The organism is Halorhodospira sp. 9621, assembly GCF_022228055.1.
GTDB classification, from domain to species: Bacteria; Pseudomonadota; Gammaproteobacteria; order Nitrococcales; family Halorhodospiraceae; genus Halorhodospira; species Halorhodospira halophila_A.
Window position 1 is genome coordinate 1 of record NZ_JAJNRD010000004.1, and the last position, 19,495, is coordinate 19,495.

General features: G+C 68.0%; 16 protein-coding genes. 2 read left to right on the forward strand and 14 right to left on the reverse strand.

Translation table 11 applies throughout. The features are described 5' to 3' along the window. Positions 1-131: 131 nt before the first annotated feature. The 9 genes from LRF89_RS03165 to LRF89_RS03205 form a co-directional block, all read right to left on the reverse strand. Positions 132-530 carry a hypothetical protein gene (locus LRF89_RS03165; RefSeq protein ID WP_201168191.1) on the reverse strand — a complete coding sequence of 133 codons (399 nt, stop codon included), beginning with the start codon at positions 528-530 and terminating at the stop codon, positions 132-134. Further along, on the reverse strand, positions 527-2,242 hold the full coding sequence (locus LRF89_RS03170) for a type II secretion system protein GspD (RefSeq protein ID WP_238636588.1): 1,716 nt from the start codon (positions 2,240-2,242) through the stop codon (positions 527-529). The genes LRF89_RS03165 and LRF89_RS03170 overlap by 4 nt, the downstream gene beginning before the upstream one ends. A gap of 79 nt (positions 2,243-2,321) precedes the next feature. Next, positions 2,322-4,025 carry a hypothetical protein gene (locus LRF89_RS03175; RefSeq protein ID WP_238636589.1) on the reverse strand — a complete coding sequence of 568 codons (1,704 nt, stop codon included), beginning with the start codon at positions 4,023-4,025 and terminating at the stop codon, positions 2,322-2,324. Between the two features lie 44 nt (positions 4,026-4,069). Beyond that, entirely contained in the window at positions 4,070-4,693 is a 624-nt protein-coding gene (locus LRF89_RS03180; RefSeq protein ID WP_238636590.1) for a hypothetical protein, read from the reverse strand. Positions 4,694-4,815: 122 nt separating this feature from the next. Next, positions 4,816-5,430, reverse strand: a complete 615-nt coding sequence (locus LRF89_RS03185) for a hypothetical protein (protein WP_238636591.1) — start codon at positions 5,428-5,430, stop codon at positions 4,816-4,818. A gap of 307 nt (positions 5,431-5,737) precedes the next feature. Next, entirely contained in the window at positions 5,738-6,481 is a 744-nt protein-coding gene (locus tag LRF89_RS03190) for a response regulator transcription factor (RefSeq protein ID WP_238636592.1), read from the reverse strand. A 165-nt stretch (positions 6,482-6,646) separates the two neighbouring features. Further along, positions 6,647-7,510: a helix-turn-helix transcriptional regulator gene (locus tag LRF89_RS03195; RefSeq protein ID WP_238636593.1), complete on the reverse strand. Its 864-nt coding sequence runs from the start codon at positions 7,508-7,510 to the stop codon at positions 6,647-6,649. A gap of 296 nt (positions 7,511-7,806) precedes the next feature. After that, the gene (gene pyc / locus LRF89_RS03200; protein ID WP_238636594.1) at positions 7,807-11,250 is read right to left on the reverse strand and encodes a pyruvate carboxylase; all 3,444 of its coding nucleotides are present in this window, start codon (positions 11,248-11,250) and stop codon (positions 7,807-7,809) included. A gap of 146 nt (positions 11,251-11,396) precedes the next feature. After that, complete coding sequence (locus LRF89_RS03205; RefSeq protein ID WP_238636595.1) at positions 11,397-11,678, reverse strand: hypothetical protein; 282 nt, start codon at positions 11,676-11,678, stop codon at positions 11,397-11,399. A gap of 128 nt (positions 11,679-11,806) precedes the next feature. On the opposite strand from LRF89_RS03205, the gene LRF89_RS03210 reads away from it, so the two are divergent. Both LRF89_RS03210 and LRF89_RS03215 read left to right on the forward strand, forming a co-directional pair. After that, positions 11,807-12,397 (forward strand): SAM-dependent methyltransferase, encoded by a 591-nt coding sequence (locus tag LRF89_RS03210; protein ID WP_238636596.1) that lies wholly within the window; start codon positions 11,807-11,809, stop codon positions 12,395-12,397. Positions 12,398-12,470: 73 nt separating this feature from the next. Further along, the gene (locus tag LRF89_RS03215) at positions 12,471-14,015 is read left to right on the forward strand and encodes an FAD-binding domain-containing protein (RefSeq protein WP_238636597.1); all 1,545 of its coding nucleotides are present in this window, start codon (positions 12,471-12,473) and stop codon (positions 14,013-14,015) included. 14 nt (positions 14,016-14,029) lie between these two features. Here LRF89_RS03215 and LRF89_RS03220 read toward each other — a convergent pair whose 3' ends face one another. The 5 genes from LRF89_RS03220 to LRF89_RS03240 form a co-directional block, all read right to left on the reverse strand. After that, positions 14,030-14,581 (reverse strand): hypothetical protein, encoded by a 552-nt coding sequence (locus LRF89_RS03220; RefSeq protein ID WP_238636598.1) that lies wholly within the window; start codon positions 14,579-14,581, stop codon positions 14,030-14,032. Between the two features lie 16 nt (positions 14,582-14,597). Then, a complete protein-coding gene (locus LRF89_RS03225) occupies positions 14,598-16,730 on the reverse strand; it encodes a TonB-dependent receptor plug domain-containing protein (RefSeq protein WP_238636599.1) in 2,133 nt (710 codons plus the stop codon). A gap of 276 nt (positions 16,731-17,006) precedes the next feature. Beyond that, positions 17,007-18,302 (reverse strand): hydroxylamine reductase, encoded by a 1,296-nt coding sequence (hcp, locus tag LRF89_RS03230; RefSeq protein WP_201173012.1) that lies wholly within the window; start codon positions 18,300-18,302, stop codon positions 17,007-17,009. A 124-nt stretch (positions 18,303-18,426) separates the two neighbouring features. Next, positions 18,427-18,885, reverse strand: coding sequence for an RrF2 family transcriptional regulator (locus tag LRF89_RS03235; protein ID WP_201241704.1), 459 nt, complete (start codon positions 18,883-18,885; stop codon positions 18,427-18,429). A 79-nt stretch (positions 18,886-18,964) separates the two neighbouring features. Continuing rightward, positions 18,965-19,468, reverse strand: coding sequence for a hypothetical protein (locus LRF89_RS03240; protein WP_201173018.1), 504 nt, complete (start codon positions 19,466-19,468; stop codon positions 18,965-18,967). Positions 19,469-19,495: the final 27 nt, after the last annotated feature.

Genomic DNA, 19,495 nt, shown 5'->3' on the forward strand with positions numbered 1-19,495 from the left:
TCGGCGGTAGCGCCGGTCAGAAACCGACGGCGCCCTGGGCTGTCAGGGTCGCAGCCAAGCGCGCTGTCCGGCGGTCCGGCCTCCGATGGCCGCGCGCAAGACCAGACCATCATCGATGCCCCGCCCCAGGATCAACCGCCGCCGTTGGCGGCACTTGCCCCGGGCAGCTCCTGAATGAAGTTGCCCCGACTGCGGCTCGTCACATAGAGCCGGCCAGAGTGAACCGCGAAAAGCGCCTCCACGCTACTGTCATCCCGCACCTGCGCCCCGCCCGATGTTGCCAGGGCGTTCCGTATCGCTGGGCCGATATCAAGGATTTGGTCCCGATCGAATCCTGCCCGGAGCATCGCCTCCGCCAGCTCATCGGCACCTACCGGAGTAGCCTGGCCAACCGTGATCGGCGTCACCGCCTCCCGGCTCATGGCCACGCCCCGCTCTGTGGTCGCGCAGCCGCTCAACCCCAGGACGACCAGAAGCGCAAGCAGCAGCAGGCGCGGCCGACGCCGACTGCTCGCCTCTGCCCTGGTCATTCGTCTCTCCTCGCCCCGGTCTCCAGCCGGCTGAGGGCCGCTGCCAGCGCATCCCGGAACTCGTCCTCATCGATAACCTCTACCGGCGGCAGCTCGCGGCGTCCGTCGCTGAACAACCGATCCGACTCCTCGACGAGGGTGGCGGTCACAAAGACGGCCACCTGCCGCGCCTCGTGGTCGAGTTGATCACTGCGGAAGGCGCGTCCGAGCAGCGGCAGCCTACCAACCCCCGGAACGCCGGTTCGCGTAAACCGCGAGCGCGTATCCACCAAGCCTGCCACGGCCGCCGTCCCCCCGTTCTCGACCTGCACCGTACTGTGCGCAGTGCGGCGGCTGACCACCGGCAGGTTCGACGCCCCCCGCCCGACCACATCGCTGACCTCGATATCCATGTCCAGGGTCAGCTCGCCGTTCGATCCGACCTGTGGCGTGATCGCGAGGACGGTTCCGGTCTCGATCTGCTCCAGCTGCGCGCGCGCGAAGGTCGTCGCATCCGTGGTTATCTCGAACCACTCCTCGGTGACGACACTGATCTCCGCCTCCTTGCCGTCCTGGGCCAACACCTGGGGGGTGGAGACGATGGTGGCCTCCTCATTCTGGGTCAGCATATTGAGCGTCATGGCCAGGGCGTTGGTGAACTCACGCCCCGGCGTGAACCCGATGCGCAGCCCCCAGGGCCAGCTCGGGCTCGTCTCGTCGTCGATGAACGTGCCCGCAGTGGCGGTGGGGAAGTCCCAGTTGACGCCAAAGTCGAGCAGATCCCCGCGCTCGAGCACTACGACCCGCGCGTCGAGCATCACATGGTGGCGCGGTACGTCGATCGCGGCGAGATCTGCCAGGATCCCGGCGCGTATCTGCGCCGGCGCGGAGACCGCCAGGGTGTTGGACTCCGCGTTCGGGCGCACATAGGCGTGCAGCGCCTCCGGCAACAGGTCCATCGCCGTCCCTGCAGAAACGTGCCCTAGCTTGACCAGCTCCGTACCCCCCGATGCAGGAAGGTCAAGGTCCACGGTGAGCCCGGGCGTATCGAGCTCGTCCAGCTGCCCAAGGATCCGCTCAAGCGGTCCCGCCGGGGCCGTTACCGCGACTGTGTTCCGCTCGTCGTCCACCCGCACGTATCGCTGCAGCCGCGGCGGCAGCAAGTCGCGAGCCGACCCCGCCCTGATGTGCTCCAGCCCCACAAAGCGGGTCTGCTCACCCCCCGGGGTATCAATGACCCCGAGCTCCGCCACGATCTGCTCCAGGAGCGAGACCGGCGCCGTGATCGCCAGCATGTTGGACTCGCGACCCACCCGCGCGTAGCGCTGAAGCGCGTTGGGCAACATCGCCCGCGCCTCCTCCGCTCTTTTATGATCAAGCCGGATGAGCCGCGTCTCGGAGACCGAGGGGAAGATCGCCGACGACTCATCGGGGCTGAAAACCAGGTAATAGTCGGGATGCCGATAGACCTGGTAATCCGACCCTGCGAGCAAGAGCTCCAGGGCCTTGTCGACGCTGACCTCGTCGAGCTCAACCGTGACCAGCCCGCTGACGGTGGGATCGGCGATGATGTTCACGCCCGCCTGGGCGCTGACATCCTCCAGGGCCATGCGCAGGCGGGCATCCACGAAAACATTGCTGATCAGGATCTCGTCCTGCTCCGCCATGGCGAACGGCAGGCTGATCCACACGGCAGTGCCGAGCACAACGTGACGAAGAACCCCCTTGATCATCCACTCCCCCCAAGCGTGCGCGCAAACCGCGCTCACCGCTCCGCCGCCTGCGGAGCAAGCCGCGTCGGCACCCCCGTCTTCACTCCGCCCGCGCTGCTGCGCCCGATCCGCCCGTGACCATCAGCTCCCGCTCGCCGCCATCAGCGACGTCGCCGATGTGGACGGCGACCGACTCCTGCGCGATCCGTGTCCCACCCTGGTAGGAGGTAATGCGCAGGGTGTACTCGCCCGGCTCCACCGAGGACAGGTCCAGCGTGCCGCCGAGATCGCGCACCCCCAGCGGGAGCAGGACCCCCGCCTCACCGACAAGGTCCGAGCGAACGACAATCCGGCCGGTCCCGCTGATCAGCTCGACACCGGCGGCCGGCTCGAGATGGACACTGCCCGTATTCGTGAGCCTCGACTGCACGACCGCGCTCGACGGCTCATCGCCGAGAGCGACACCGATACGGCCGATCGAGGCCTCCACCACCGGCTCCACCGCCTCGTGTTGCAGGCGAAGCATCGAGCGAGTCTGCCCGGCGCTCTGCCCATCCGCGTACCGGCCCTCGAGGACGATATCCGCATAGTAGTTCGCCTGCTCCACGCCCTCCCTCGGGACCCGGCTCATCACACGGATGGTGCGCTGGCCGTCCGGGCGGATCGTGAAGCGTTCCGGGCGCATCTGCACCCAAGGCGCAGCGGAGAGCTGATCCCCCATCAGGTCGCCCATCGCTACACCCCGCAGCGCCTCCGGCGTGCGCACTGCAGCCTCCACGGTCACCGGCCTGTCGGCCGGGTTCGTCACCGCCACCGTCTCGGCTCGCGTGGCACCGGGGACCACGCCCAGGTCGATGGAGGCGGGCTCCAGACGGAGCGCCGTGTCATACGCCACCGAGTCCGTGTCCGGGTCTCCCTCGAAGTCGATCTCCTTGACGAGGCGTGGCTCGCGCCGCCCGTCCACCGCGATCTCGCCGACCAGACGGTACTCGCCCGAGGGCAGGCGCCGCTCCAGGTCCCGGGCGAGCTCCAGACTCGCACCGGGCAGGACGTTCCTCCGAGCGAGCTCCGTGCGCGTAACCAGGCGCCAGCTATCCCCGACGCGCCTCTCCACCCGCAGGTCGCCTTGCACGCTGGAGTGGGTACGCCCCCGGTTGTCGATGGCGAAGGCCACGCGGGTGGTCGGCTCGCCGATCTCGTTGCCGTCCGCATCGCGGCCGTCGTCGAAGCGCATGGACACGTCGCTAAGCCCGACATCCTGGCGCACGGGGCGGCCCTCGATCTCGGTGAGCAAGGGAATCAGGAAGCCGAAGCTCACCGCGAAAAAACCCTGCTGGTCCTGCTCCTCGCCGCGCTCAGGCGTCGGCGGCGCCTCGGTCAGCACCCGGATGGCCGAGACGTAGGCGCCGCGCGCATCGGGCGGGACCCGGAGCAGGGCAGGGATCTCCGCCACCGTCTCGGGCTCGACGACCACCGTATCGGACGGCAGCTCGATCCAGTCCCGGCTGGAGGCCTGGCGCGCGAGCTCGCCGAGCGTCTCGCGCCGTGTCCCGTCAACAATGCTCAGCCGGCCATCCTTTCTCTGGGCCAGGTCCACCACCTCGAGGCGCAGCGTCTCCGCCTGGGTCGCGTGGTGGTTCTGAACCCGTAGCGTCACCCGGGAGGTCCGGTTCGCTGGGATGTCGGCCTCCACCTTCATCGGCCGCACCGTGAGATTTTGCTGGGCCGAGGCCGGGTCAATGCCGGGACCGATCAGGGCGGCCGCCAGCGCTGCCGCAGCCAGCATGCGGGGCATCCGGAACACGTTGTTATCTCCTCACGTCAAGCGAGCGGCGAGCGGTGTCGCCATCAGGGCAGGATCGTCGCGGTCAGCTCGATCCTGTAGGTATCGGGGTCAGCGAACGTCGGCTCGTTCGGCAGGGTCACGTCCCACTTGCCGACCACGCTGAGATAGACATCGTGGATGCCGGCGCAGAAGTTACCGCCCGTAGCAGCGTGACCGTTCACCTCGAACGGGGTGTCGGCCCCACCCCGCAGCGGCGCTTCGGGCGACACGCCAAAAAGCTGGCTCGTTCCCCCGAAGGCCTGGAAATTGACACCGCCCCCGGCAGGGTCCGGGACAGCGGCAACCGGCACCACGCCGATGGTATGGCCTGTACCGATGCCAAGGGCCTCGCCGAAGAAATCACCACCGGTATCGCGGAACGCGTCGCTACGCGGGAAGTCAATCCGGATCGCATCCACGCAGAAGTTCGTCGCAAGGCGAATCTGCCCCGGCTCGTCCGCGGCGGGGTCCGGTAGCCAGCCCGTTCGCAGGTTATCGGATATCAGGATCGAGCCACTCGTCTCGCCGACCTCCAGCACCGCAACGTCCTCGACCGTCACCGCCACCTCCACGATCTGGGCGCTTTCCGAGTGCTGCGCCTGCGCGCAGGGCGACAGCCCTATCGCCAGGAGCAGTCCGACCCCCATTCTTGCTCGAGACTCCATGGCACCGCCCTCCGCCTCCCCTCATCCTGCGAGCGGCGGCCCGGCAGGGCCGCCGCTCCGTTACCGCAATGGTGCGACATCCATCGCGGACACCCGCAACGGCATCAATCCGGGACCACGGTCGCCGTGAGCTCGATATTGTAAGTATCCGGCGCAGCAAACAGTGGCTCGTCATCGTCATCAAGCGTCCGGTCCCAATTGGTCGAGACACCGAGGGCGAAGTAGTGCTCACCGTTCCCGAAAGGTGCACCATTATTATTATGGGTAAGGGGCTGGTCATCTCCACCGTGCGAGGTCATAGCGCCCCCGCCGCCAGGAATGTCTTGGTTCTCTATATCCCAGTTCGCGATCTGGGGCCAGACTCCGAGCGTATTATCAGTGTTATTGCCCTTAGCTACACCGAAATAGGTAGCGGAATCCGGCTGCCGAAACCCACTCTGACGGTCGAAATCGACCTGGATCGCGTTCACCTCGTAGTTGGTCGAAAGACGAATGACAGCGAGGTCGCTGCCACTGAACACGCTACCCTCGGACGAGGGTTTGCCCATGAACGTATCCGAGTCATCGTCGATGACCATCGAGCCTTGTGGAGTAATGACGTCGAGGACCGCGATCTCCTCGACTGTCACATCGATATCGACCACCGCGTCCTCCGCCGCAGCCGGAAGGGCCATCCCGAGAGCCACAAGCGTGGTTGCACCCGCTGCAATTTTCTTCATGACTTGATCCCCTTTTACATCAACACGAATGTTGAGTTGCCTGATGGACCGCTCAGGGACCCGTTGCCGGGATCCCGCCGCGGTACGCTCCTGCGCCGCGCGCGCCGCCGAACCGGCTCGCTGGCGTCCGAGTCAGGCTAGCCTCGGGGCAGCCGTACGCGAATCGACCATAGCTCCATGATGTATTCCCGGCCCGGATAGCCATTGGTAGGAGTTCGCTCCATCCCGCATCGCAAGGTTTTCTGATCGCCGGGAGGCGGGGATAATCCCTCGCGTGAGTCGGAGCGCGGAAGGCGGCTTCCGGACACTATCCCGCCCCCTGCCCGGACCGCGCCCCACTCAGGTACCGCCACCCGATCAGGGCCGCGGCCGTCCGGTTGGCGACGCCGAGCTTGCGGTAGATGCTGTAGAGGTGCGTCTTGACCGTGCACACGCTCATGCCCAGCTCCCGCCCGATGGCCTCGTTCGTCGCACCCTCGCCCAGCGCACGCAGGACCTCGCGCTCCTTGGCGGTGAGCCCGTCCAGCCGCGCGCGCTCCGCGGCGTCACCCGCCTCGGGCGTCGCAGCGGTTGCCGCAGCCGGAGTACCCCCCTCCCTGCGCAGCTGCAGCAGATACTCGTTTAAGGCCTCCCGCGGGAACCACAGCTCGCCGTCGAGCATGGCCTGCACCCCACGGACCAGCTGATCCGGCCCCGTACCCTCCGAGAAGACGCCCAGGATCCGGCTGTGCGCCAGGTAGCGTCCGAGCTCGACGCCAGGAGGTACATTCAGCAGCGCCACACCGGGCCCCGCCCCCGGGGCACCGGCCTCTTCCATCCGGGATGCCCGGTCCAAGGCGTGAGCGCCCGAGGCCACGTCCAGCAGCAGGAGCCGGGCAGCCCCATCATCGAGGAGATGCTCCAGGTAAGCGTCATCCGCCATCCGGCACTCAAGGGGCAACTGTTGGTCGAGATGCTCCGCCAGCAGCCGGTTCTGCAGCCACGGCTTACAGAGCAGGCAGACCTCCGCGGCGGTGACCTGGTACACCGTATCGTTGCCGGACGCGGGCATGGGGCATCCTCCCTCGGCGATGGCGTCTCCGGGTGCACTACCTGGCGGGCAGGCGCCCTTGCAGGTCACCCGTCGGAACCCGGATACCAGGTAAGGTAGCGCGCGGGGCTGCGCCGGAGTACCGACCAAGGGTCTAGATCACGGACGGCTCCGGCCAGGCGCGCGCTAGTAGAAAGGTAGGAGATCCGACTCTGGTCTACGACTTTCGGGTAGGGCGTCCAGCCAGCGGCACGCCCAGATGGCCGCCTCGACCCGGTTGGCGACCCGCAGCTTGCGGTAGAGCGCGTTCAGCTGGGCCTTGACGGTATGGACACTGACGCAGAGCCGGTGGGCGATGGTCTTGTTCGGCGCCCCTTCCGCGAGGGCATGGAGCACCGCACGCTCGCGGGCCGTAAGCGCATCGAGCACCCCGCCCGATGCCACCCCCGCTGTGGCGGGTCGGCACCGCTCCGCCGCGATCCAGGCGCTGAGCGCGCGGCGCGGCAGCCAGATCTCGCCATCGAGCATGGCATCGACCCCTCGGAGGAGGATCTCCGGCGACGTATCCGCGGTGAACACGCCCACGAGGCCGGGGCACCCGAGCAGCGGCGCTACGTCCTCCGGAAGGGGGACATCGAGCAGGGCCACCCGGCTGCAGGCCGCGAGCCCCGCCGCCTCCCAAGTAGACGTCGAAGGCTGCTCTTCTCCAAGGCAGCGCCACGGAACCAGGAACAGATCCCGATCACCGCCGGCTATGGCCGCGTCCAGCGAGGCCGGCTCGATCAACTCGGCCCGGCAGACACCACTGTGCTCGATCAACTCGCGCAGCAGGCGTGACTGGATATCGGCGCGGCCCACGAGTGCTACCCGCTTCGACGGCAGTTGCGCGCTGCCGGCAGAGCGCCCCGGCGCCGGGCGTGCGGGGTGGGTCGGTGCATCTCCACGAAGTGGAGCCCCGCCGGCAGCGGCGTAGCACGCCGAGCTTGCCGCGAGCGGGCCCAGCTGGTTCTCTCCGCAGCCAGCCTGTCCACTGGCCTGTTCGTCGGTCATGCCTCGCCTCCGATACCGGACATCCGGCGCCTCATCCTTGACATTCGTTAGCTCCCTGGTAACCGAGTAGAGCGAGACATTAACCGAACACAAACACCACCCGCAGTGTAGCAGTACCCTCAGCTCCCTGCCCCGCCGGAAACGCAGCGACGAAACCAGCTAAAAACCGTCCTCGGTAGCGAGGTAACGCCAGAAAGCCGAAAACCGTCCACGGCAGCGGGGTAACTCCAGACCCTCACCGATGACAGCGGCTGGTGCCCCGTCAACCAGAAGACCTTCGCGGTGTTGACTGCCCCCTAGGCTGCGAACTCGATCAGCAGGTCCTTGGCCTCGATCTGGCTGCCGGGCTGAACGTGTACGGCTTTGATCTCGCCATCGCGCTCGGCTTGCAGCGCCATCTCCATCTTCATCGCCTCAATGGTCAGCAGCAGATCACCGGCCTGGACATGCTGCCCCGGTGTTGCGGCCACCGAGACCACCACACCGGGCGTGGGAGCGCCCACATGGGCGGGATTGCCCGACTCGGCCTTGGGGGCCTGCACCACGTTCGCCTTGGCCTTGCTGTCCGCCACTCGAACGGTCCGGGGCTGGCCGTTGAGCTCGAAGAAAACGCGGCGCTCCCCGTCGTCACCCGGCTCGCTGACGGTCATCAGCCGGATCTCCAAGGTCTTGCCGTGGTCGATGTCAACGCTGATCTCCTCCTCCGGCTCCATGCCGTAGAAGAAGTTGCGCGTTGGCAGAGCGCTCACGGGACCAAAGCGTTCGCGACGCCGCATGTACTCGGTGAAGACCTTCGGGTACATCAGGTAGCCATGGAGGTGCTCGTCGTCGATTTCGGCGCCGTCGAGCGCGTCGCTGACCTGTTGCCGGGCTGCTTCCAGATCGAGGGGCTCGAGGTACTTGCCGGGGCGATCCTGCAGCGGCTGCTCCCCTTTGAGCACTTTCTGCTGGATACCCTGCGGCCAACCGCCGGGCGGCTGCCCGAGGTTGCCGCGCAGCATGTCGATGACCGAATCCGGGAAGCTCACCTCCACGGCCGGGTCCTCGACCTGCTCGCGGGTCAGGCCCTGGCTCACCATCATCAGCGCCATATCACCCACCACCTTGGAGGAGGGGGTGACCTTCACGATATCGCCGAAGATCTCGTTCGCGTCGGCGTAGGCCTGCGCCACCTCGTGCCAGCGCTCCTCCAACCCCAGCGAGCGGGCCTGCGCCTTGAGGTTGGTGAACTGCCCACCCGGCATCTCGTGGAGGTAGACCTCGGACGACGGTGACTGCTGGCCGGTCTCGAAGGCGGCGTAGTGGGCCCGCACCTGCTCCCAGTAATTGGAGATGGCACGGACATCCGCCATGTCGATCCCGGTGTCCCGCTCCGTATGCCGCAGCGCCTCGACGATGGAGCCCAGGACCGGTTGCGAGGTGTTGCCCGAGAAGGCATCCATGGCCACGTCGGCCACATCGACGCCGGCATCGGCCGCGGCGAGGATGGTGGCACCGGCAATGCCACTCGTGTCGTGGGTGTGGAAGTGGATCGGCAGCCCCACCTCCTCCTTGAGCGCCCGGAACAGCACCCGCGCCGCCGCCGGCTTGAGCAACCCGGCCATATCCTTCACCCCAAGGATGTGGGCACCGGCATCGCGCAGCGCCTTGCCCATCGCCACGTAGTACTTGAGGTCGTACTTGGCGCGGCCCGGATCGAGGATATCGCCGGTGTAGCAGATCGTCCCCTCACACACCTTGCCACTTTCTAGCACCGCGTCCATCGCCTCGCGCATGTTCTCGACCCAGTTGAGGCTGTCGAAGACGCGGAAGACGTCGACGCCGCTCTCGGCGGCCTGGTGGACAAAGGCGCGCACCACGTTGTCCGGATAGTTGGTGTAGCCCACGCCGTTGGAGCCGCGCAGCAGCATCTGCGTCATCACGTTCGGCATCGCCTCCCGGATCTGCCGCAGCCGCTGCCAGGGGCACTCCTGCAGGAAGCGATAGGCGACATCGAAGGTGGCCCCGCCCCAGCACTCGACGCTGAACAGCTGCGGCAGATTGGCCGCATACGCCGGCGCAACCCGGGCCATATCGAAGGTGCGCATGCGGGTTGCCAGCAGCGACTGGTGGGCATCGCGCATGGTGGTATCGGTGAGCAGCAACTCCTTCCGTCCCGCCAACCAATCGGCGACGGCCTGCGGCCCCTGCTCATCGAGCAGGTTGCGGGTGCCCGGCACCGGCTCACCCCGCGGGGCGGGCGGCACCGGCAGGGGCAGCCCAGCCGCCGGCCGGGGCCGATCGAGGACCTCCGGGTGACCGTTGACGGTGATCTCGGCCAGATAGGTCAGCAGCCGGGTGGCCCGGTCCCGGCGCTTGTCGAACGCGAAGAGCTCCGGCGTGTTATCGATAAAGCGCGTGGTGTAGGTGTTGTCGAGGAACACCGGGTGCTTGATCAGATTCTCCACGAACGGGATGTTGGTGGAGACGCCACGGATGCGGAATTCGCGCAGGGCGCGATCCATCCGCGTAATCGTCTCCGCCGGTGTGGGCGCCCAGGCCGTTACCTTCACCAACAGCGAGTCGTAGTAGCGGGTGATGACCCCGCCGGCGTAGGCCGTGCCGCCATCGAGCCGGATCCCCATGCCGGTCGCCGAACGGTAGGCCGTGATGCGGCCGTAATCCGGGATGAAGTTGTTCTGCGGATCCTCCGTGGTGACCCGGCACTGCATGGCGTGACCGTTGAGCCAGATCTCGCCCTGGTCGGCCTTGCCCGTGGCCGTATCCAGGTGCTCGCCTTCGGCGATTCGGATCTGCGCCTTGACGATGTCGATCCCCGTAACCTCCTCGGTCACGGTGTGCTCGACCTGGATGCGCGGGTTGACCTCAATGAAGTGGAAGGCACCGGTCTCCATGTCCATGAGGAACTCGACCGTACCCGCGTTCCGGTAACCCACATGACGGGCGACCTTGAGCCCCAGCTCACAGACCTCGGCGCGCTGCTCCGGGGTCAGGTACGGCGCCGGTGCGCGTTCCACCACCTTCTGGTTGCGCCGTTGCACCGTGCAGTCGCGCTCGAAGAGGTGGTAGAGGTCGCCGTGGGTATCGCCCAGCACCTGCACCTCGACGTGGCGGGCCCGCTCGATCACCTTCTCGAGATACCCTTCGCCACTGCCGAAGGCCGCTTCCGCCTCGCGCCGCCCCTCCAGGACTTTCGCTTCCAGCTCTTCGGGGCCGTGGATCGGTCGCATGCCGCGTCCACCGCCACCCCAGGAGGCCTTGAGCATCAGCGGGTAGCCGATCTCGTCCGCCCAGCGCCGGGCAGCCGCCATATCCTCTCCAAGCACCTCGGAGGCGGGGATCACCGGAACACCGGCAGCGATGGCCACCCGCCGTGCGCTCGCCTTGTCCCCAAGCTCGCGCATCGTCTCCGCCCGCGGCCCGATAAAGGTGATACCGGCGCGCTCGCAGGCGTCGACCAACTCAGGGTTCTCCGAGAGCAGCCCGTAACCAGGGTGAACGGCGTCCGCCCCGGCCATCTTCGCGACCCGGATGACCTCGTCGATGGAGAGGTAGGCCTCGACCGGCCCCATGCCCTGGCCAATCTGATAGGCCTCGTCCGCCTTGAAGCGGTGGAGCCCGAGCTTATCCTCCTGGGCGTAGATCGCGACGGTACGCTTGCCAAGCTCATTCGCCGCACGCATCACCCGAATGGCGATCTCGCCGCGATTGGCGATCAGGATTTTGTGAAACAGAGCCATGGATTCCCCGTGCAAACAGTGAGTATTGCGTCAGTCTACACGGCACTGAGCTCTGCAGTCCGCCCCTTCATGGAGCCGTTAGACGAGCCAGGACGCCCCCAGGAAGCTGGGGGGCGCGGCGTCCTTGAGTTCCATTGAGGGCCCCGCTACGGCATTTCGGCGGCGAGTTCCTCGAGTTGGCGGACCTCATGGGGACCACCACCGGTTAGGGAGCGCACCTCCCCATCCGGATCCTCGTAGACCAGTCGCGGCACCTGCGCGATACGGGCTGCCTGTGCCTTTTGCGTGTTGGCATCCACAGCCGCCGCGGCATCATCGAGGCGGCGCTCCGCGTCGAGCCAGTCGATGGCCCCGGCCCGCGCTTGATCGCCCAAGTAAGCCACGGGCACCCAGCGCCACTCGATGTTGGGGGTGGGTTGGTCCGCCACGGCTCGGCGTAACTCCGTGCACGAGGGAGAGTGAGTCGTGGAGCCCTCATTAACCGCGCCATGGACGCCGCGTCCCGACCCGGGTAGCGTCCCGGATGGACGGATCCGGTAAAGGCGCAAGCGCAAGCATGTGGGACGAACGTTACGCAGACCCCGACGAGTACGCCTACGGCACGCAGCCAAACACGTTCTTCGCCAGTGAGGCCTGGCGCATCCCCGACGGCCCGGTGCTCTTCCTGGCCGAGGGCGAGGGGCGCAACGCGGTCTGGCTGGCCGAGCGCGGCCACGCCGTTACCGCAGTGGACGGCTCTGCCGCGGGGCTGGAAAAGGCACGCCGGCTCGCGGCTGAGCGCGGCGTGGAGATCGAGACCGTCCACGCGGATCTGGCCAACCACCCCATCGAGCCCGAGGCGTGGGCGGGGATCGTGTCGATCTTCGGCCACCTGCCCCCCGACATCCGCCGCGAGGTGCATCGACGCGCCGCAAACGGTCTGCGCCCGGGAGGCCTCTTCCTGCTCGAGGCCTATACCCCGCGGCAGCTGGCCTACGGCACCGGCGGACCACCGACGGCGGAGATGATGATGGACCTGGCGGGCCTGCGCGCCGAGTTGCCGGGCCTGGAGTTGCTGGTCGGTCAGGAGATCGAGCGCCGGGTCGAGGAGGGGCGCTACCACAGCGGCCTGGCCCACATCGTTCAGGTAGTGGCGCAGGCCCCGTAGCGTCGAGCGGGATCGCGGGCAGCCCGCGCGCGGCCGGGCCAACCCCACCCCAGGACATCCGTGCGGAGGTGCCGTGGCAACCGAGGTTCAGCTGGTTTGGTTCAAGCGCGACCTGCGCATCCACGATCACGCCCCGCTCACCGAGGCCGCACGTCGCGGCGTGGTCCTGCCTCTGTACGTGGTGGAGCCGGAGCTCTGGCGCCAGCCCGATGCCTCCGCTCGGCAGTGGCACTTCGTGCGGGCGAGCCTGAAGGATCTTCGCAAGGCGCTGGCCACCCTCGGCCAGCCGCTGGTGGTCCGCCGCGGGGATCTCTGCGAGGTACTGGCGGAGCTGCAGCAGCACTACACGATCGCCGCCGTCCACGCGCACCAGGAGACCGGTAACGGCTGGACCTACGCCCGCGACCGCCGCGTTGCCGCCTACCTCAAAGCTACCGGCATCCCCTGGCTGGAGTACCGACAGCACGGGGTGGTCCGCGGCCTGCGCTCCCGTGACGGCTGGGCGGATCAGTGGGAGGCGCTGATGGGCGCACCCCGGGCAAGGGCGCCGCAGGCCATTGCGCCCCTGCCCGGCCTGGACATCGGTCCCATCCCCGAGTGGCCAACGCCGGAGCTCGCCCCGGAGCCACCCGAGATGCGCGTGCAGCCCGGAGGGCGGCGCATGGGACGCACCGTGCTCTTCGACTTCCTCTCCAACCGCGCCGAGCACTACTCCGGCGGGATCTCCAGCCCTGGTCCGGCCTGGCTGGCCAGCTCGCGCCTGAGCCCGCACCTGGCCCACGGCACGCTGAGCCTGCGCGAGGTGGTCCACGCCACCCGTGCCCGACGCGCGGCGCTGCGCGAGCAACCCCGCTCCGCCGAACGCGGTCAGTGGCTGCGCTCCCTGAAGGGCTTCGAGGAGCGACTGCACTGGCATTGCCACTTCATGCAGAAACTCGAATCGGAGCCGCGCTTCGAGCACGAGAACATGCAGCGCGCCTGCGACGGGCTCCGCGAGGCAGAGTTCGACCCGGCGCGATTCGAGGCCTGGTGCCGCGGCGCCACCGGGTTTCCGCTGGTGGATGCCTGCATGCGCCAGCTCAACGCCCGGGGCTGGCTGAACTTCCGCATGCGCGCGATGGTGGTTGCCTTCGCCAGCTACCACCTGTGGCTGGACTGGAAACGGACCTCGCCCTTCCTGGCGCGACAATTCACGGACTACGAGGTGGGCATCCACTGCTGCCAGATGCAGATGCAGTCCGGGACGACGGGGATCAACACCCTGCGCATCTACAACCCGGTCAAGCAGAGCCAGGAGCAGGACCCTGCGGGCACCTTCATCCGGCAGTGGTTGCCGGAGCTGGCCCACGTACCCGATCGCTGGCTCCACGAGCCGTGGCATATGCCCACCTCGGTGCAGCGGGCCACGGGGTGTTGGATCGGCCGTGACTACCCGGCGCCGGTCGTGGATCACCAGCAGGCCGCCCGGCACGCCCGCGAGCGTTTTCGCGCCATCCGCCGAGACCCTGCCGCCCATCGTGAGGCGGATGCCATCCAGCAGGCCCACGGCAGCCGCCGCCCCGCCCCCAGCCGACGAAGGCGCCCGAAACCGGACGACCACCAGGGCCGGCTCTTCTGATCAACGGGGGCGCCTCACTCAAAGCGATAGGCGCTGTGGCAGGCCACGCAGTTGTCCTGGAGCTCGGTCAGCTGCCGCTGGGTGTGGGCCGGATCGGCCACCTCGCGGGCGTCGCGGGCGATCTCCTGAAAGGCCTCGTGCTGGTGGTGCATCATGCCCTGATACGCCTCCGGCGTGGCCGCCTCCATCCGCTCCGGGCGGCCGGAACGCCCCATCCCGGCCCCGCCCTGGCCGCCCCCGCCCTGGCCCGCCTCGCCGCGGCCTTCACCGTCCGCCCCGGCGCCCCGCGCCGGTACCTCGGCATCCGCCAGGTCATCCTCCCGGTAACGATGTGGCACCGCGGTCAGGGCGTGGCTGCGCGCGGCCTCCATATCCGGCTCGAGCGTGGCGCGCAGGATCTCGTTGCTCACCTCCAGGTACAGGCGCATGCGCTCCAGGCAGTGCGTCCGGTCCTCCTCGCTCAGTTCGATGGCCTTGCGGTCGTCGGCCGCCAATCCGCCGATGGCCATCATCAGACCCACGGCGGTGGCCGCTGCAAGCGTGCGCCGGGACAGTCGGTTGCGCATGGTATCGCAGCCCTCCTCAGAAGCTAGCCCGCAGGCCGAGCCGGGCGTAGCGACCCGGATCGGCGTAGAGCGAGGTATCGTTGCTGGTATCGAAGACGTTGTCGATGCCGGCGTAGAGGCGGACCTGCTCCCAGGCAGGCGGCCGGTAATGGCCCTGCAGATCCACTTGGGTGAAGGCCTCCTGCGCCTGCTGGTCATCCGGGTCGATCTCATCAACATGGGAGCCGGTGTACTGCACCCGCGCCCGCCAGCCGAAGCGCTCCCCGTGCTCGCCGGCCAGGGCCGCCCGGGCGCTCCACTCCGGGGCGTAGGGCAGCTCGTGTCGCTCGCCACGCTCGATGGCGTCGAGCCAGGTCACCCCCAGATCCACCCGCAGCCCGGCTGGCAGGGCCAGCTCGAGGCTGCCCTCGCTGCCGCCAATCCGTGCCTCGTCGTCAAGGTTGTAGAAACTGACATAGGGCTCGCCCCGCCGTTCACGGGTGATGCGATCCTCGATGACAGTGTGGAAGACCGCCAGGTCGTAGCGGCTCTCGCGCACCGGGCCCAAGGCCCCGAGACTGCCGCTGAGACCGATCTCAACACTCTCGCTGCGCTCTGGATCGAGGTTGTGGGGGGCTTTCTCCGACGTCTCAACGGCGGCACCGAGCTGGCGCCTCCCGGAGGGCTGCGCCGTGTCGGCGTAAAGATCACGCGCTGCAGGCACACTGTACCCTTGGGCGTAATTGAGCCGCAGCCGCGCCGCCGGCGCGAGGGCATAGACGATACCGCCTTCGACCGCGGTATTGTCGGCGTCGTCCAGGCTGCTGTCGTCGTAACGGGCGCCGTAGACCAGATCCAGCCGGTCGGTAACCGCCCACTCGTGCTGCGCGAAGGCGGCGGCATCCCAGCGGGTTTCGCTGCCGCTGACCAACTGGTGGTCCTCGTACTCGTGGTCGCGGTGCTCGGCACCGAGTTGCACGCTGTGCGCCCGCCCCGGGGTCCAGCTGGCGATCAGTTCCTGGCGCCAGTCCGTGAGTGTCACGTCCCGGTCGCGCTCCTTGGGCCGCTCCCCCGCGGAATAGCCCAGCGTGGTCCACGGCTCGCTGGTGACGATCCGCTCCTTCTCGTAGACGCTACGGTAGCTGCGGAAGAAGAGGTTGAGCGTCCCGGTGGCCTGCCAGTCCGCCGCCGCGGCGAGCCCCAGGCGCTGGTTGTCATCGAGCCAGCGGGCGGGGATGTTCGCCACCGCGCCGTCATTCCCATCATCAACCTGCGTCGGTCCGATGTTGATGTAGTCGCGCTCCCGCTCTTCGTGCAGGTAATCGGCCTGCAGGGTAACCTGCAGGTCATCGGTGAAGAAGTGCTCCAGCGTACCGGCTAGGGTGTAGACGTCGGCTTCGTCCCGGCGGTCTTCGTCGATGGTATAGCGTTCTTGGACGTCGTAATCCGCAAACTTGTCGGGCTTAATGCCCCGTCGCCCCTCTGGCAGCACCGTGGCGGTCTCGCTGTATGCCGCCCGAGATGTGGCCTGGGCGTCGATCCGGAAGCGGGTGTCGAGACCGCCGCCGTGCAGACCGAGGGCGGCCTGGTAACGCTCCGCCTCGGCATCCTCCGTGCGGGCACCGGCCTGCACGTCGATGTCCCCATGGAGACCGGGTTCCGGCTTGCGGGTGATGACATTGATCACGCCCCCGAGGGCGTCGGCGCCGTAGAGCACGCTGCCCGGCCCCTTGACGATCTCGATGCGCTCGATGCTCCCCGTGGGGATGCGGTTGAGTTCGTAGCGCCGGCTGGGCTCGCCGAGGACCCGGCGGCCATCGATGAGGATCACGTTGTCCTCGCGCCGCGCCCCGCGGATGCTTGCCTGGGTGCCGTCGGGGCTGACGAACAGGCTCGACTCGCGGCGCAGGACTTCACCGAGATCGGCGCCGCCGCTGCGCTCGATCTGCTCACGGTCGATGACTTCCACACTGCTCGGACTTCGCTCCCGCGCCCGCTCGCTGCGGGTGCCCGTGGTGACGGTCACCTCGGGCAGAACCTTGGCGTGGGCCGGATCGACGCCGCCGCTTGCCGGCGCCTGCTCAGAGCCGGCCATCGCCCATCCAGAGCTGACAGCCAAGCCGAAGATCCCCAATAGGATCAGGGAACGGCCCGGTTTCCAGGTGGTCATATCGATGCCCTCTCTCGGATGCCTGCAGGATACGGGCGCAATCTAAATGAGAACGCTTCGCATTGCTATTGATGCAGCGCAATCACCGAGCCGGAAGAGGGCAGTGCGCCTTTCTGCCGCACATGGCAGGCCCCAGCGTCGGCCCAACTAGGCGGCCGGATCGAACGGCCCAGGCGAGCCGCTCAAAGGCATCGGGCTGATTCCGGCATGGAGCGACGGCGGAGCCACAGGGCTCCGCCGCCGATGGGCTGGTTGCGTGGTGGTGGTGACGCCAGCTCAGGCCGTGGCGGCCGCCTGCTGCGCGTCCAGCTGCGGGGTGTCGCCGGTAAGTCGCAGGTCGTAGCGCTCGGCCAGGGCCCGGAACAGGTTGTCGCTGAGGAAGGCCGGCGGGTTGGGCCCGAGGGTGATCCCCCGCACGTCGAGGCTGAGCAGTGTCAGCAGCACCGCCACCGCCTTTTGCTCGAACCAGCTGATAACCAGGGTCAGCGGCAGGTCGTTGACGTTGCAATCGAGCGCCCGGGCCAGGCCCAGAGCCACCTGGATGGCGCCGTAGGCGTCGTTGCACTGGCCCATGTCGAGCAGCCGCGGGAAGCCCAGGTGGGTACCGAACGACTGGTCGCGGATGCGGAATTTGCCGCAGCCGAGGGTCAGCACGAAGCTGTCCGCCGGGGTGGCCGCCGCATAGTCGTTGAAGTAATTCCGGCTGCGGTGGGCGCCATCGCAGCCGCCGATCAGGTAGAACTGGCTGATCTGACCGTTCTGGTAGGCCTCGAGCAGCGTGCCGGCGTTCTCCAGCAGGACGGTGTGGTGGAAACCGACGGTGGATTCGCCCGTGATCGCCTCGTCACAGGGCGCGCAGCGACGCGCCGCCTCGATCACCGGGGTGAAGTCGCCGTCGGTGATGCGCTGGCCGCCGCTGACCGCCGTGCTGCGCGTGGTGAACAGTCGCTCCGCATACCGCTCGGCGGGCGGCATGACACAGTTGGTGGTAACCAGGATGGCCCCGGGGAACGCCTTGAACTCGCGCTTCTGCTCCTGCCAGGCCCCGCCGTAGTGACCGGCCAGGTTGGGGTGCTGGTGGAGCGTCGGGTACATGTGCGCCGGCAGCATCTCGCCGTGGGTGTAAACCTGGATGTCGGTCCCCTCCACCTGCTGGAGCAGATGGTAGAGGTCGAGCAGGTCGTGGCCGCTGACCAGGATCCCCGGACCCGCCCGGGTACCCTCGGGTACGGTGGCCGGCTGCGGCTGACCGAAGGTCTCGACATGGGCGGCGTCGAGCATCTCCATGACCCGCAGGTTCATCTGCCCGCAGCGCAGGCAGAGCTCGAGCAGCGATTCGAGATCGAAGTTGACGTTGGTCATGGTGGCGAACAGCGCCTCCTCCATGAAGGCTGCCACCTCCGGGTCGTGACGGCCGAGCCGGCGGGCGTGGTGGGCGTATGCGGCCATCCCCTTGAGGCCGTAGAGCAGCAGCTGCTGCGCCGAGTGGCAGTCCTCATCCTTGCCACAGACGCCGGGGGAGACATTGCACGCCTCCTGACGGCGGACTTGCTCGCACTGATCGCAGAACATGGGCACCCCCTCACTTAACGATGTATTTTTGGTACACCGAATAGTGCCCAGTCGGCTGCCCTCGGTCAAGGGACCGGGGCCCGGCGGTGGCCGGCAGCGATGGCGAGCGGCCGCGGGCGGTGGATCAGCCCCCGGCGAAGGTGGCCGGGGTCTCGTTGAGGGGCAGGCGCCGCAGCTGTTGCGCCGTGCCGGGGTCGGCAAGCAACTGTTCGAGGGTGAAACCGTCCAGGTACTGGATGAATTGGTCCCGGGCGCCGTTGAGGACCCGTTTGAGCGAGCAGTGCCCACACAGGGGGCAGGGACCGCGGTCGCAGTGGATGAGCTCCAGGCTGTCCTCCATCAGGCGCACCACCTCGCCGACGCGGATCTCCGCCGGCTCGCGGGCGAGCTGCAATCCGCCCGACCGGCCCTGGGTGGTGTGCAGGTAGCCGTGGCGGGACAGCCGATGGACCACCTTGCGCAGATGCTCCTGAGAGATCCCGTAGGCGCCGGCGATCTCGCGCATGGTCACGCGCCGCGCGCCCTGGGCGCCGGCGTAGAGGAGCACGCGCAGGGCGTAGTCGGTGTAGTAGGTCAGCTCCATGGCGATGGGTCCTTGATCGAACCCACCCAGTATACCTATACCGCCATCGCCTCGCGTTCGCCGTGCCGGGCGCGCACCCTCAGAAGCGTGCCAGGACCGCCTGCGCCTGCTGCCAGTCGGCGCCGTCCGGGGCGGTGGCCACCGAGACGCCGGCGTCGTGGTCCCGCACCAGATAGAGCACGCCGTCGAGCACGGCAACGAGGACCTCGTGCTCGGTCTCGGCCCGCACGATCTCCTCGAACCACCGCTTGCGGGCCGGCCACGCCAGCTGGGGGTCCACCAGCACGACCTTGCGTGCAGCCACCAGTCCCTGGTGGTTACGCTGCAGCCGCTCCCGGGTCTCCATCAGCAGGGCGGCGACCGCCCCGCGGGGGTCGAGCGGCGTGGCCTGGCGCGCCTCGTCGAGCCGACACTGGACATGCTCAGCGAAATCGATCAGCCGGACCACCGCCGCCCGCTCGGCGGCGAGCGCCCCGGGCGAGGCGTTGAGCGCCAGGATCATCTGCATGCTCTGGAACTGCGCCTCGCTGGTCAGGCAGGTGCAAAGGGTATCGAGTTCTCGCGGGGTCCGGATCGCCGACATGGCAGGGTTGCTCCGTGTGGGTGACTG

Excerpts from the sequence above, each read along its gene's own strand:
- LRF89_RS03235 (WP_201241704.1), bottom strand. The coding sequence starts at position 18,885 with ATGGAGCTGACCTACTACACCGACTACGCCCTGCGCGTGCTCCTCTAC.
- LRF89_RS03190 (WP_238636592.1), bottom strand. The coding sequence starts at position 6,481 with ATGCCCGCGTCCGGCAACGATACGGTGTACCAGGTCACCGCCGCGGAG.
- LRF89_RS03220 (WP_238636598.1), bottom strand. The coding sequence starts at position 14,581 with ATGCGCAACCGACTGTCCCGGCGCACGCTTGCAGCGGCCACCGCCGTG.
- pyc (WP_238636594.1), bottom strand. The coding sequence starts at position 11,250 with ATGGCTCTGTTTCACAAAATCCTGATCGCCAATCGCGGCGAGATCGCC.
- LRF89_RS03195 (WP_238636593.1), bottom strand. The coding sequence starts at position 7,510 with ATGACCGACGAACAGGCCAGTGGACAGGCTGGCTGCGGAGAGAACCAG.
- hcp (WP_201173012.1), bottom strand. The coding sequence starts at position 18,302 with ATGTTCTGCGATCAGTGCGAGCAAGTCCGCCGTCAGGAGGCGTGCAAT.
- LRF89_RS03185 (WP_238636591.1), bottom strand. The coding sequence starts at position 5,430 with ATGAAGAAAATTGCAGCGGGTGCAACCACGCTTGTGGCTCTCGGGATG.
- LRF89_RS03165 (WP_201168191.1), bottom strand. The coding sequence starts at position 530 with ATGACCAGGGCAGAGGCGAGCAGTCGGCGTCGGCCGCGCCTGCTGCTG.
- LRF89_RS03240 (WP_201173018.1), bottom strand. The coding sequence starts at position 19,468 with ATGTCGGCGATCCGGACCCCGCGAGAACTCGATACCCTTTGCACCTGC.
- LRF89_RS03225 (WP_238636599.1), bottom strand. The coding sequence starts at position 16,730 with ATGACCACCTGGAAACCGGGCCGTTCCCTGATCCTATTGGGGATCTTC.
- LRF89_RS03210 (WP_238636596.1), top strand. The coding sequence starts at position 11,807 with ATGTGGGACGAACGTTACGCAGACCCCGACGAGTACGCCTACGGCACG.
- LRF89_RS03180 (WP_238636590.1), bottom strand. The coding sequence starts at position 4,693 with ATGGGGGTCGGACTGCTCCTGGCGATAGGGCTGTCGCCCTGCGCGCAG.
- LRF89_RS03170 (WP_238636588.1), bottom strand. The coding sequence starts at position 2,242 with ATGATCAAGGGGGTTCTTCGTCACGTTGTGCTCGGCACTGCCGTGTGG.